13 protein-coding genes are annotated in these 12,574 nt (G+C 44.9%); 5 read left to right on the top strand and 8 right to left on the bottom strand.

All coding sequences use genetic code 11. The features are described from left to right. Positions 1–79 precede the first annotated feature (79 nt). Positions 80–1,003 (bottom strand): ribonuclease Z, encoded by a 924-nt coding sequence (gene rnz, locus V756_RS0113675; protein ID WP_024715144.1) that lies wholly within the window; start codon positions 1,001–1,003, stop codon positions 80–82. A gap of 225 nt (positions 1,004–1,228) precedes the next feature. On the opposite strand from rnz, the gene zwf reads away from it, so the two are divergent. Further along, on the top strand, positions 1,229–2,698 hold the full coding sequence (gene zwf, locus V756_RS0113670; RefSeq protein ID WP_024715143.1) for a glucose-6-phosphate dehydrogenase: 1,470 nt from the start codon (positions 1,229–1,231) through the stop codon (positions 2,696–2,698). A gap of 100 nt (positions 2,699–2,798) precedes the next feature. On the opposite strand, the gene gnd is transcribed toward zwf, so the two are convergent. Together gnd and V756_RS0113660 are read right to left on the bottom strand one after the other, a co-directional pair. Continuing rightward, on the bottom strand, positions 2,799–4,208 hold the full coding sequence (gene gnd / locus V756_RS0113665; protein ID WP_003230365.1) for an NADP-dependent phosphogluconate dehydrogenase: 1,410 nt from the start codon (positions 4,206–4,208) through the stop codon (positions 2,799–2,801). 109 nt (positions 4,209–4,317) lie between these two features. Further along, complete coding sequence (locus V756_RS0113660) at positions 4,318–5,562, bottom strand: DNA polymerase IV (protein WP_024715142.1); 1,245 nt, start codon at positions 5,560–5,562, stop codon at positions 4,318–4,320. Between the two features lie 72 nt (positions 5,563–5,634). Here V756_RS0113660 and mifM point away from each other — a divergent pair, with 72 nt between their 5' ends. From mifM to V756_RS0113645, 3 genes are all read left to right on the top strand, one after another. After that, positions 5,635–5,922, top strand: a complete 288-nt coding sequence (mifM, locus tag V756_RS0113655) for a membrane protein insertion/folding monitor MifM (RefSeq protein ID WP_081719884.1) — start codon at positions 5,635–5,637, stop codon at positions 5,920–5,922. A gap of 29 nt (positions 5,923–5,951) precedes the next feature. Further along, positions 5,952–6,779, top strand: coding sequence for a membrane protein insertase YidC (locus V756_RS0113650; RefSeq protein ID WP_024715140.1), 828 nt, complete (start codon positions 5,952–5,954; stop codon positions 6,777–6,779). Positions 6,780–6,918: 139 nt separating this feature from the next. Further along, complete coding sequence (locus V756_RS0113645) at positions 6,919–7,647, top strand: YqjF family protein (protein WP_024715139.1); 729 nt, start codon at positions 6,919–6,921, stop codon at positions 7,645–7,647. 48 nt (positions 7,648–7,695) lie between these two features. Here V756_RS0113645 and V756_RS0113640 read toward each other — a convergent pair whose 3' ends face one another. From V756_RS0113640 to mce, 3 genes are read right to left on the bottom strand one after another with little or no spacing between them, the layout of a single operon-like run. Next, positions 7,696–8,811, bottom strand: a complete 1,116-nt coding sequence (locus V756_RS0113640) for a M20/M25/M40 family metallo-hydrolase (RefSeq protein ID WP_024715138.1) — start codon at positions 8,809–8,811, stop codon at positions 7,696–7,698. Between the two features lie 17 nt (positions 8,812–8,828). Beyond that, a complete protein-coding gene (locus V756_RS0113635; protein WP_081719883.1) occupies positions 8,829–10,352 on the bottom strand; it encodes an acyl-CoA carboxylase subunit beta in 1,524 nt (507 codons plus the stop codon). After that, a complete protein-coding gene (mce, locus tag V756_RS0113630; RefSeq protein ID WP_024715136.1) occupies positions 10,345–10,767 on the bottom strand; it encodes a methylmalonyl-CoA epimerase in 423 nt (140 codons plus the stop codon). The genes V756_RS0113635 and mce overlap by 8 nt, the downstream gene beginning before the upstream one ends. A gap of 87 nt (positions 10,768–10,854) precedes the next feature. On the opposite strand from mce, the gene prli42 reads away from it, so the two are divergent. Continuing rightward, positions 10,855–10,947: a stressosome-associated protein Prli42 gene (gene prli42 / locus V756_RS1000000123935; RefSeq protein ID WP_019258837.1), complete on the top strand. Its 93-nt coding sequence runs from the start codon at positions 10,855–10,857 to the stop codon at positions 10,945–10,947. 21 nt (positions 10,948–10,968) lie between these two features. On the opposite strand, the gene V756_RS0113620 is transcribed toward prli42, so the two are convergent. Continuing rightward, positions 10,969–11,502, bottom strand: coding sequence for a L,D-transpeptidase (locus tag V756_RS0113620; protein WP_024715135.1), 534 nt, complete (start codon positions 11,500–11,502; stop codon positions 10,969–10,971). 51 nt (positions 11,503–11,553) lie between these two features. Next, positions 11,554–12,522, bottom strand: a complete 969-nt coding sequence (locus V756_RS0113615; RefSeq protein ID WP_024715134.1) for an aromatic acid exporter family protein — start codon at positions 12,520–12,522, stop codon at positions 11,554–11,556. Between the last annotated feature and the right edge of the window lie 52 nt (positions 12,523–12,574).

The raw sequence follows: 12,574 nt of genomic DNA, 5'->3' as shown, positions 1-12,574 counted from the left end.
TGAACATCCTCTCACAAAGCGTAATAATTACGTTTTATTATACAACGTCAACACAAATTGTCAAATAAGAGCTTTTCCTTCAGCTTCGCGGGACGTTTACCTCTAAGAAATCATAAGCCGCCACGCAGTTTGGGAAAACCTCAGCTGCTTCTTTTTGAAGCTCCAAAGAGGCATCCCCCTGATATCTGGCGCTGATATGGGTTAAAATAAGCTGCTTCGCCCCGGCTTCCTTCGCTGTTACAGCCGCCTGTTCTGTTGTACTGTGAAAATAAGCATAAGCAAGTTTCCGATCTTCCTTAGCAAAGGTCGCTTCATGAACAAGCACATCACAATCTCTCGCAAGCTCTTTTAGTTTGTCACTTACTCTCGTATCTCCGGAAAACACTACAGCCCTTCCCTTTTTAGGAGGCTCCAGAAAATCATTCCCATTGATGATGCGCCCGTCTTCAAGCGTTACCGTTCCGCCTTTTTTGATTCTTTGGTACACAGGCCCGGGCGGGATGTTCATTTCTTTCAATAACTCCGCCTTTAAGGAGCCTTGTACGTCTTTTTCCTGCACACGATACCCGAACGCTTCTACTCCATGAATAACAGATGCTGCTGTGACCATAAACTGATCGTCTTCAAACACGATGCCTTCTTCGATTTCCTTGATCACAAGCGGATATGTCAAATGGGTTTTCGTGACAGCAAGGCTTGTTTCAATAAACGCCTTAATCCCTTTAGGGCCGTACACTGTCAGCTCGTCCTCTCCGCCTTGAAAAGAACGGCTCCCCAGAAGTCCCGGAAGCCCGTATACATGATCGCCGTGCATGTGGGTAATGAAGATTTTTTCAATTTTACGAGGTTTAATCGTTGTATGTAAAATTTGATGCTGTGTGGCTTCCCCGCAGTCAAACAGCCATACCGAACGCCTTTCTTCAAGCAATTTTAATGCCACCGACGTTACATTTCTCGCCTTAGCGGGAATGCCGGCTCCCGTCCCTAAAAAAAGTAATTCCACGTTTCCTTCCTCCTACTAGAACTAGTTACCTACAAGAATACAGGATCATGCGCAAAATGTGAATCTTACCCTTGAAAGGAACAATCCTTTTGTTCTAGAAACATTTTTACGTCGTTCAGCAAAAAATGGGCTGAAATGTTTGCTTTCGTCGAATTTTAGATTTAAAATGAAGGAAATATACGGGGTGTACTAAAATAAAGCTTCGAATAAAGTGAGGTACTTTTAGTGAAAACAAGCCAACAGCCAAAAGCAGTAATTGTCATATTCGGTGCAACTGGAGATTTAGCAAAACGAAAACTGTATCCGTCTATCCACCGTTTATACCAAAACGGACAAATCGGAGAAGAGTTTGCAGTCGTAGGAGTTGGAAGAAGACCTTGGTCTAATGAGGAACTTCGCCAAACCGTTAAAACATCCATCTCCTCATCTGCAGATAAACATATAGATGATTTCACGTCCCATTTTTACTATCACCCGTTTGACGTGACAAACCCAAGCTCTTATCAAGAGCTTAACGTATTGCTTAATCAGCTGGAAGATACATATCAAATTCCAAACAATAGAATGTTCTACCTGGCAATGGCTCCTGAATTCTTCGGGACAATTGCAAAAACACTAAAATCAGAAGGTGTTACAGCAACAACAGGCTGGTCGCGCCTTGTCATTGAAAAGCCGTTTGGCCATGACCTGCCAAGCGCACAGGCATTGAACAAGGAGATCCGCCAAGCGTTTACAGAAGACCAAATTTACAGAATCGACCATTATCTAGGCAAACAAATGGTTCAAAACATTGAAGTGATTCGATTTGCCAATGCGATTTTCGAACCGCTTTGGACAAACCGCTACATCTCAAACATTCAAATTACATCAAGCGAATCACTTGGCGTCGAGGACCGTGCGAGATATTATGAAAAATCAGGCGCCCTGCGCGACATGGTGCAAAACCACATGATGCAGATGGTTGCCCTGCTTGCAATGGAGCCGCCGATCAAATTAAGCACAGAAGAAATTCGCAGCGAAAAAGTGAAGGTTCTGAGAGCGCTGCGCCCTATTGAAAAACACGAAGTGGATGAGTATTTTGTTCGCGGGCAATATCAAGCCGGTGAAATTGACGGTTTGCCGGTTCCTGCTTATACGGACGAGGACAATGTAGATCCTGACTCCAATACAGAGACCTTTGTTTCAGGAAAGCTTTTGATCGATAACTTCAGATGGGCTGGTGTTCCATTCTATATCCGCACCGGAAAACGAATGAAAGAAAAGTCCACAAAAATCGTCGTCCAATTTAAGGACATTCCGATGAACCTGTACTACGGCAATGAAAATAACATGAATCCGAACTTGCTCGTCATCCATATTCAGCCTGACGAAGGCATTACACTTTACTTAAATGCCAAAAAGCTTGGCGGAGCAGCACACGCGCAGCCAATCAAACTGGATTACTGCAGCAATTGCAATGACGAGATGAATACACCTGAAGCATATGAAAAATTAATTCACGATTGTCTACTTGGCGATGCAACAAACTTTGCACACTGGGATGAGGTTGCCCTTTCTTGGAGCTTTGTCGACTCCATCTCTGAATCATGGGCAGCAAACAAAACCTTATCTCCTAACTATGAATCAGGCTCTATGGGACCGAAAGCATCTGATGATCTTTTGGCAAAAGACGGCTTGCACTGGTGGAATATATAAGACGGAAGCGGGAAATGCTCATGAGCATTTCCCGCTTTTTTCATAGGAACATTTAAAAACAAAATCCCCGACGCCCTAAGGCTTCGGGGATTTCTATTCATTACTTCATCCATTCAGTATGGAAGATGCCTTCTTTATCAGTACGCTCATAAGTATGGGCGCCAAAATAGTCACGCTGCGCTTGAATTAAATTTGCTGGAAGCACGGCTGTGCGGTAGCTGTCATAGTAAGCCAATGCGCTTGAGAACGACGGCACCGGCACACCTTGCGCTACTGCAAGTGAAATCACTTGGCGAAGCGCTCCTTGATAGCTTTCTACAATATTTTTGAAGTAGCTGTCAAGAAGAAGATTATCAAGCTCAGGTTCGCGATCGTAAGCTTCTTTAATCTTTTGAAGGAACGCCGCACGGATGATACAGCCGCCGCGGAAGATCATAGCGATTTCGCCATATTTCAGATCCCAGTTATATTCTTCAGAAGCAGCTTTCATTTGGGCAAATCCTTGCGCGTAAGAACAGATTTTACTCATGAACAGCGCTTTTCTGACTGCCTCAATCAGCTCTTCTTTATTTTCTGTAACAGGCTTCACTTCCGGTCCTGAAAGAAGGCCGCTCGCTTTCACACGCTCTTCCTTCATAGCTGAGATAAAGCGCGCGAAAACCGACTCTGTAATAATTGGCAGCGGAACACCTAAATCAAGCGCGCTTTGGCTTGTCCATTTTCCTGTTCCTTTTTGTCCTGCTTTGTCAAGAATCACATCAACAAGCGGTTTGCCTGTCTCTTCGTCTTTTTTCGTGAAGATATCCGCCGTAATCTCAATCAGATAGCTGTCAAGCTCGCCTTTATTCCATTCAGCGAAGACTTCATGAAGCTCATCAGCTGAAAGCCCTAACACTTGTTTCAAAATGAAGTAAGATTCAGAAATCAGCTGCATGTCTCCGTATTCAATGCCGTTGTGGACCATTTTTACATAATGGCCTGCACCGTCTGGACCGATATATGTCGTACAAGGTTCTCCGTCAACTTTTGCAGAAATCGCTTCAAGAATCGGCTTCACAAGCTCATGTGCTTCTTTTTGTCCGCCAGGCATGATAGAAGGCCCTTTAAGCGCTCCTTCTTCTCCGCCGGAAACGCCTGTACCAATAAAATGAATGCCGCTTTCAGCGAGTTCTTTGTTACGGCGCTGTGTATCTTTATAGTATGTATTTCCGCCGTCAATTAAAATATCATCCTTCTCTAGATGAGGAAGAAGAGATTGAATTGTCGCATCTGTTGCAGTTCCCGCTTTAACCATTAATAAGATTTTGCGCGGTGTTTCCAAGGATTGGACAAACTCTTCAATGCTGTATGTGCCAACAACATTTTTTCCTTTTGCCTCCTGCAAAAACTCCTCAGTCTTACTGCTTGATCTGTTGTAAACAGAAACAGAAAATCCCCGGCTTTCGATATTTAAAGCCAGATTTTTACCCATGACCGCAAGCCCGATAACGCCGATTTGTTGTTTTGACATATTCTAACGTCCCTTCTGAAAACGTTTCATCATTTTAAAATTTAAATTAAAATAAAATGATATTTATAATAAAGAAATTACCATACTTTGACCCTTTTTTTCAAGCGATTCAGCTTTTCTTTTCATCCTGAAAGAAATCTTTGTTAAAGCTTGTTCCTTTCGTTTTGCTTTCCTCTTTTTTGATCCTTGCCCCTTTTCTGATCAGCTTGGAGCCGTATTTTTCATTCAGCTTTTCCATCATCTGCTGAATGGGCTCATCCTTCGCATCTTCATTAAAGCTGAACAAATCGAGCTGCTTATAGGCCTGCTCTTTTTCTACTAAATCCGTTCCGGTAATGCCGAGCAGCCTGACGGGATTTTTATTCCAATGCTTAAAAAAGAGATTCTCCGCTTCATTCATAATGTCATTTTTTTGATCGATCGGATTTTTCAGCGTTATACTTCTTGTGATGGTTTTCCAATCTGCATATCTAATCATGATAAAAAGCTTCGAAGCCATGACTTCCTTGCGCTGTAAGCGGTCGCTAACGGAAGCGGCAAGCTTTCTGAAAACGCCTAGCAGCTCTTCTTCATCACTGGAATCATGCGAAAGTGTCGATGAGTTGCCGACGCTTTTAAATTCGTAAATGCGCTCAGGATCAACCGGCGCATGGTGGATGCCGTTTGCTTTATTTTTAAGGCGCGGACCGTTGATGCCAAGCAGGCGTTTCAGCGAGTTCTCATCAGCGGCCGCTAACTCTCCAATCGTATGAATACCGAGTCCCTTCAGCTTTTCCGCTGTCTTTTTGCCAACTCCGTGCATCTCTCCCACCGGAAGCGGCCAAAGGATATCAGGCACCTGTCTCTTTCTTAAAACTGTGATGCCAAGCGGCTTTTTCATGTCAGACGCCATCTTAGCGAGAAATTTATTCGGCGCGATCCCTATGCTTGACGGAAGCAGCAGCTCTTTTTGCAGCCTGCTTTGGATTTCTTTTGCCGTCTCCAACGCGCGGCTGCTGTATGGTGTATCAGTCATGTCCATATAGCCTTCGTCGATGGAGACAGGCTCAACCAGCTCAGTGTATTCACGGAGGATGTTAAACATCGCTCTTGAAGAGCTTCTATAGCGGTCAAAGTTCGGCGGAAGAACAATAAGCTCCGGACAATTGCGTTTCGCTTCCCAAACCGGCATCGTTGTTTTCACGCCGCGCGCTCTCGCTTCGTAGCTGCATGTCACCACGATTCCCTTGCGCTCCTTTACGTTTCCCGCTACTGCGACCGGCTTCCCCCGGAGAGCCGGATCATATGCCATTTCCACCGATGCGTAGAAGCTATTCATATCAATATGGAAAATAATTCGGCCCTTTCCCGGCATAAATAAATCTCCTTTTCGTTCATTAGACAACGGCTTGTACATATAGTAAAATGAAGGTATTGAATGGATGTGATTACAATGTTTGTGGAATCGATAAATGACGTTTTATTCTTAGTCGATTTTTTCACAATTATTCTTCCTGCTCTGACGGCAATCGGGATTGCATTCCTCTTACGCGAGTGCCGTGCCGGCGAGCAATGGAAATCTAAACGAACTGATGAACATCAGACGGTCTTTCATATTAACCGAACAGACTTTCTTATTATTATATATCATCGCATTACAACTTGGATACGTAAAGTCTTCCGCATGAATTCACCTGTGAACGATGATGAAGACGCCAGTCCTCTTCTTTTATAAACCGCATTTATAAAAAGGAGGAGAACAAATTGATAAAAACATATCAAAAACTTTTGGCTATGGGTGTCTTTTTCATCGTATTATGCTCGGGTAATGCTGCGTTTGCGGCGACAAATCAGGTGGGAGGCCTCAGCAACGTTGGTTTTTTCCACGACTATTTAATCGAACCGTTTTCTGCTCTGCTTAAGGGGGTTGCCGGGTTCTTTCACGGAGAATACGGACTCTCTATTATTCTCGTCACTATTATTGTGCGTGTGGTTGTACTGCCTTTGTTTGTCAATCAGTTTAAAAAACAGCGCATGTTCCAAGAGAAAATGGCCGTTATTAAACCTCAGGTTGACAGCATTCAGGCCAAGTTGAAAAAGACGAAGGACCCTGAAAAGCAAAAAGAACTGCAAATGGAAATGATGAAGCTGTATCAGGAGCACAACATTAATCCGCTTGCCATGGGATGTCTCCCAATGCTGATTCAGTTTCCTATTGTGATTGGGTTTTATTATGCGATTCGCTCCACACCCGAAATTGCGTCACACTCGTTTCTATGGTTCAGTTTAGGACAATCTGACATTCTCGTGTCTCTTAGTGCGGGTGCAATGTACTTTATTCAAGCCTATGTCGCTCAAAAACTGAGCGCGAAATATTCCGCTGTCCCGCAAAACCCTGCGGCACAGCAATCTGCAAAACTAATGGTGTTCATCTTCCCTGTGATGATGACGATTTTCTCGCTTAATGTTCCCGCAGCGCTTCCGCTGTACTGGTTCACAAGCGGACTGTTTCTGACAGTGCAAAATGTTGTCCTGCAGCTGACCCACCATAAAAGTAAAAAAGACGCCGCTCTTACTGAGCCGGTGAAATAATGAAACACCCCCGATGAAAAGCCGGGGGTGTTTTTTTGTTTCATCGCACCCTTTTCTGTCGCGGCTAAAAGACGTATCGTTTTAAAAAGAAGAAAATAGGGAATACCTTTATTCACATCCAACTGAAAGGAAGATATACGTGACGGAAAGCTTTCAGCAAAAAAATATTTCTGTGCCTGAGGGAATCTGGATCATGAGACAAACATGGAACGATGTCTTATTTGCCCACTGGCCTGTTGATGTTTCGATCCTTCGGGCTATGATTCCGCCGGTTTTAGAATTAGATACATATAACGGACAAGCTTGGATAAGCATGCTTCCCTTTATGCTCACAAACCTGAGAGCGCGTTATCTTCCTGCCATTCCCGGTGCGCGTACGTTTCCCGAGCTTAACCTCCGCACCTATGTCACGTATAAAGGCAAGCCCGGCATTTATTTTTTCAGTTTAGATGCTGATCATCGGCTGGCGGTTCTGGGCGCTCGTACGTTCTTTCATTTACCTTATTTTTACGCGGATATGAAAGCTGACAAAAACGGTGATGGCATTGACTATGTCAGCAAGCGGAGAGACGGCGGAGAAGCAGCTTTCTGCGCCGCGTACCGGCCTGTTTCTGCTCCTTTTACAGCAGAACAGGATTCGCTCGATTATTGGCTGACGGAACGATACAGACTCTACACCACTTACCGCAGCAAGCTCTTTTACGAAGACATTCATCATCATCCTTGGCTGCTGCAGCATGCCGAAGCGGAAATTTCAGTCAATACGGTGACAGATGCTCACGGCATTACGTTGCCAGAGGCAGACCCCTTGCTTCATTTCGCTAAAAAACAGGACGTGTTATTTTGGCCGCTTAGACAACGGCACTGAATGCAAGAAAAAACCCGATGCGCGCGAGCGCACTCGGGTTTTCCTTTTTTATTTTGCCGCCTCTTCAATAATGGCGACAACCATTTCTGCCGTTTTAACGAGTTCCTCGACAGGCATTTTTTCATTCTTTGTATGAATTTGCTCGTAACCAACAGCAAGGTTAACCGTCGGGATGCCATGACCTGCAATCACGTTCGCGTCGCTTCCTCCGCCGCTTGTTTGCAGTTCGCTCGGACGGCCGATTTTAGCAGCCGCTTTTTTCGCGATTTCAACAACTTGGTCGCCGTCCTGATATTTGAAGCCCGGGTACATGACTTCAATTTCGACTTCTGCGCGTCCGCCCATCTCGGCAGCGGCCTCTTCAAAAGCAGCTTTCATTTTTTGGGTCTGAGCTTCCATTTTCTCAGGAACTAAAGAACGAGCTTCAGCAAGAATATGGACTTCGTCACACACAATGTTTGTTTGTGTGCCGCCTTCGAACCGGCCGATATTTGCTGTTGTTTCTTCATCGATGCGGCCCAATGGCATTTTTGAAATTGCTTTGCTAGCGATTGTAATGGCTGAAATGCCTTTTTCAGGTTCAACCCCGGCGTGTGCGGTTTTCCCGAAAATTGCCGCTCTTACTTTCGCCTGTGTCGGTGCGGCTACAATGATATTTCCGACTTTTCCGTCTGAATCAAGGGCATAGCCGTAGGATGCAGTAATCAGAGAACGGTCAAGCGCCTTTGCTCCGATCAGACCTGATTCTTCCCCTACTGTGATGATGAATTCAATGGTGCCGTGTGCAATGTTTTCTTCTTTCAGCACTTTAATCGCTTCAAACATTGCAGCCAGTCCCGCTTTATCATCAGCGCCTAAAATCGTCGTGCCGTCTGTTTTGACATAACCTTCCTCAACAACCGGTTTTACGCCGTTTCCGGGTACAACTGTGTCCATGTGAGATGTAAAATAGATCGTATCTGTTTGTGCTGTCCCTTTTAATGTACAGATCAGGTTACCGGCTCCGTGGCCAGTGATATCCATTGTATCGTCTTCTTTTACGTCCACACCTAAATCAGAAAATTTTTGTTTCAGCACTTTGCAGATTTCTGCTTCGTGTTTTGTTTCTGAGTCAATTTGGACAAGTTCTAAAAATTCTTCCAGCAGGCGTTTTTCATTCACCATTTGTAAGTCCCTCCATATTAAAGCGGTATGTTACCGTGCTTTTTTTTCGGTCTCTCTTCTGTCTTATGTGCAAGCATGTGGAAAGCTTGAATCAGTCTTTTCCTTGATTCTTCCGGCAAAATGATGTCATCGACCATTCCGCAGGCCGCCGCTTTGTATGGGCCGGCGTTTTGCTTTTTGTATTCAGCTGATTTTTCGCGCTTTGTCTTTTGCGGGTCTGCCGAAGCTTTTATTTCCTTTTCATACAAAATAGATGCCGCGCCTTCTGAACCCATCACTGCGATTTCAGCATTCGGCCACGCAAACACAAAATCCGCTCCGATTGCTTTGCTGTTCATAGCGACATAGGCGCCGCCGTACGCTTTTCTGATAATGAGCGTGACTTTTGGGACGGTCGCTTCTGCATAGGCGAACAATAATTTTGCTCCGTGCCTGATAATTCCGTTATGCTCCTGCTGTACACCGGGCAGAAATCCCGGAACATCCTCGACAGTCAGCAGCGGTATATCAAAGGCGTCGCAAAAACGGATGAATCTTGCCGCTTTATCAGCAGCGTCAATCGTCAGGCTGCCCGCCAGATGCTTCGGCTGGCTCGCAATAATGCCGATCGTTTTTTCACCCAGCTTGGCAAATCCGATGACAATGTTTTTCGCAAAAAACGGCTGAATCTCAAAAAAAGACTGCGGATCAGCCAGCTCCTTAATCACCGTCCGAACATCATACGGCTTTGTTGTGTCAGCGGGCACGAGACGGTTGAATAACGGTCTGGAGGCCTCTTTCTCTGGCTTTGGCGCTGTTTTCCGGCCATTCAGCGGCAAATAAGACAGCAGTTTTCTCACCCCTGTCAGAACCTCCTTCTCCGTATGTCCGGAAAAGTGGGCGTTTCCGCTGACGGCATTATGTATTCCCGCTCCGCCTAAGCTCTCCGCATCAACCTGTTCTCCTGTCACTTTTTCAATCACTTTCGGCCCTGTAATAAACATTCGGCCGGTCTGCTCAGCCATAAAAATAAAATCTGTGAGTGCCGGAGAATATACAGCGCCTCCAGCACACGGTCCTAAAATAACCGAGATCTGCGGAATGACTCCGGAATATAAGACGTTTCGGTAAAATATGTGACCGTATCCATCTAATGATACCACACCCTCTTGAATTCTCGCACCACCTGAGTCATTCAGTCCGATAATCGGCGCCTTATTTTTTGCCGCCAGATCCATCAGAGCGCAGATTTTCTTGGCATGGGTTTCGCCAAGCGCTCCGCCGAACACTGTGAAGTCTTGCGCAAATACATAAACTGGGCGGCCGTCAATTGTACCGTATCCTGTCACGACTCCATCCCCTAATATGCGCTGCTCTCTTGTTAACACTTGACTTTCCATGAAGGGATGCAACTCGATAAAGCTGTCCTGATCCAGAAGAAATGCAATCCTTTCCCGAGCAGCAAGCTTTCCTTTTTGCCGCTGCTGGGCCATCTTTTCCTGTCCTCCGCCTTCTTCTGCCTGCCTGCGTTTCGTGTATAAATGATCAATATGCTCATTCATGTTCATTGTGCTGGTCTCCTTTCGGTTCACAAAGCTCTACAAGAACGCCGTTTGTTTCCCGCGGAGAAAGAAAAGCGATCTTTTTCCCGTTTGCTCCCTGCCTCGGATACCGGTCGACCAATTGAACTTTCCGGTCAGACAATGCTTGAAGCTGTTCAGATAGGCCGTTGCACAAAAACGCAATATGATGCAGCCCCTGCCCTTTCCTCTCTAAAAATAAACAGACGGGGCTGTCAGCTGTCAGCGGCTCTATCAGCTCCAGTTTGACTCTTCCTGCTTGAAAAAAAGCGACATTCACCTTTTGCTCTTCCACCGTTTCTTGATGAAGAAATGTAAGCCCCAGTATATTCTCATAAAAGTTTCTTGCTTCCTCTATCGAAAAAACAGCTATCCCAATATGGTCAAGCCTGTTCATTTTCATCCCTGCTTTCCAAATAGATATCGCTTGTCCGCCCATTCAAAACACGCTAAAATATAAACAGATTGTCTAAGGAGTGAAATCATGTCTCAAAAACTGATGAAAAGCGTTTTGATCGTGATTTTGGGAGTTTTTATTCTTTCAACTGTACTCTCAGGAATCGTTATGTTTTTCTAACGATAAAAAAGCAGGCGGGCCTTATTGAATAGGAACATCCTGCTTTTTTATCAAAGCTTTATGCTCGATAGCAACCTCTTCAAAAGAGCGGGAGTCGTCCGTAATCAGCACTCTCGTCCCCACCGGAAGCATTTGAAACAGATGAACGACATCATCATTATGCATACGGACACAGCCGTTAGACACAAATTTCCCTATTGATTCTTCCCGGTTCGTCCCATGAATTCCGTAAATCCGGCCGTCTGTTCCTTTCGCGTCAAAGCCGATCCATCTTGCCCCAAGCGGGTTGTCAGGAGCTCCCCCTTCAATATTTTTCTTTCTGTAGTAAGGATTCGCCGCTTTTACCGTTACCGAAAATTCTCCTTCAGGGGTCAGATCGCCTGTTTTTCCGGTCGCCACGCTATACACGCCTTCTACTTTATTGTCGAGGATGACAGCCAGTTCGTTTGTTCTCTTGTTGACAATGACATACGGATCGCCCGGAAGCGGGTTTTCGCCAAGCGGCCAAATCGGTGAAATCATCATCATAAAAATCGAATATAAGAAAAAACGCATGAGCTCCTCCTTTTTCATTAGGTTGACCAATGAAGGAGGAGCTCATGCGAATCATGCGAGTGATTTTTGTGCTTTTATTCCTTTGAAATAACTTTTGATGACTAGATATTGTTCCATTTCCCCGAGAAGATGGAAGAGAGCGGCTCGTGCTTCAAATTCTTCTCTAGTCGCCGGAAGCGGCATCTCTTCAAATTCTTTTCTCATGTCAGCAAGTCTTTTCAAAAATTTGTACGCCGTGTTTCCCGGGTGTATCGCTTCCCGCAAATCGTGAATAAATTCAGCGATCATTTTCCCCTGATCTACCGTAATCGAGATCGAAGTCACTTTAGGAAGAAGGCGTTCGATAATTTCAAATTGCTTTTCTCTCATTTTAAAATAATGATAATGCTGGTTTTCGTAGCGCAGAATGTGGTTTTGCACATCTCGGTATGCCAGGTTTTTCGCCTCCGAAATGAGCCGGTGCGTTTCCGGAATTTCTTTTCCGCTCCAATCTTGCTCACCAGTTAACAAATACCGCTCTATTTCTGCGAAAATGACAGCGAAGTTATCCTCTATTTTTTTTCGATAGGCAATCAGCTTCCGGTCCAGGCTCGGCATATACAAGTTCATCAATAGAGCGACACCGATGCCAACCGTAATCAGCTGAAATTCATTCCAAATGAACGCAGGCGTAATGCCGCCGGACATGTATAAATGAAGGATAATAACGGAACTGGTGACAATTCCCTCGTTAATTTTTAACAGGACCGTTATCGGAATGAATATCAAGAGAAGGGCTCCGATCACAAACGGATGATAGCCAATCAGCTCGAAAAAGAGATAAGAAAAAACAATTGCCAGACAGCATGCCGCAAAGCGGGCCCATGACGCCTGAAGCGACCGTTTTTGTGTGATTTGAATGCACAAAATGGTGATGATTCCTGCTGAAGCGAAGTTTTGCAAATGCAATAGCTGGCTTAGATAAATAGCCAAAGCCGTTCCAAGCGCTGTCTTTATTGTGCGGTAACCAATTTTAAACATGTCGGACTCCATTTCTATTTGTTTCTTCAATAAAAAAGAAGAAGCCATCAGC

The organism is Bacillus tequilensis KCTC 13622 (assembly GCF_000507145.1).
Lineage (GTDB): Bacteria > Bacillota > Bacilli > Bacillales > Bacillaceae > Bacillus > Bacillus tequilensis.
Note: the sequence above shows the minus strand (reverse complement) of the source record. Positions and strands in the feature narration are given on the sequence as shown.

Excerpts from the sequence above, each read along its gene's own strand:
- prli42 (WP_019258837.1), top strand. The coding sequence starts at position 10,855 with ATGTCTCAAAAACTGATGAAAAGCGTTTTGATCGTGATTTTGGGAGTT.
- V756_RS0113615 (WP_024715134.1), bottom strand. The coding sequence starts at position 12,522 with ATGTTTAAAATTGGTTACCGCACAATAAAGACAGCGCTTGGAACGGCT.
- V756_RS0113660 (WP_024715142.1), bottom strand. The coding sequence starts at position 5,562 with ATGCCGGGAAAGGGCCGAATTATTTTCCATATTGATATGAATAGCTTC.
- gnd (WP_003230365.1), bottom strand. The coding sequence starts at position 4,208 with ATGTCAAAACAACAAATCGGCGTTATCGGGCTTGCGGTCATGGGTAAA.
- mce (WP_024715136.1), bottom strand. The coding sequence starts at position 10,767 with ATGAACAGGCTTGACCATATTGGGATAGCTGTTTTTTCGATAGAGGAA.
- V756_RS0113640 (WP_024715138.1), bottom strand. The coding sequence starts at position 8,811 with ATGGTGAATGAAAAACGCCTGCTGGAAGAATTTTTAGAACTTGTCCAA.
- V756_RS0113620 (WP_024715135.1), bottom strand. The coding sequence starts at position 11,502 with ATGCGTTTTTTCTTATATTCGATTTTTATGATGATGATTTCACCGATT.
- V756_RS0113635 (WP_081719883.1), bottom strand. The coding sequence starts at position 10,352 with ATGAATGAGCATATTGATCATTTATACACGAAACGCAGGCAGGCAGAA.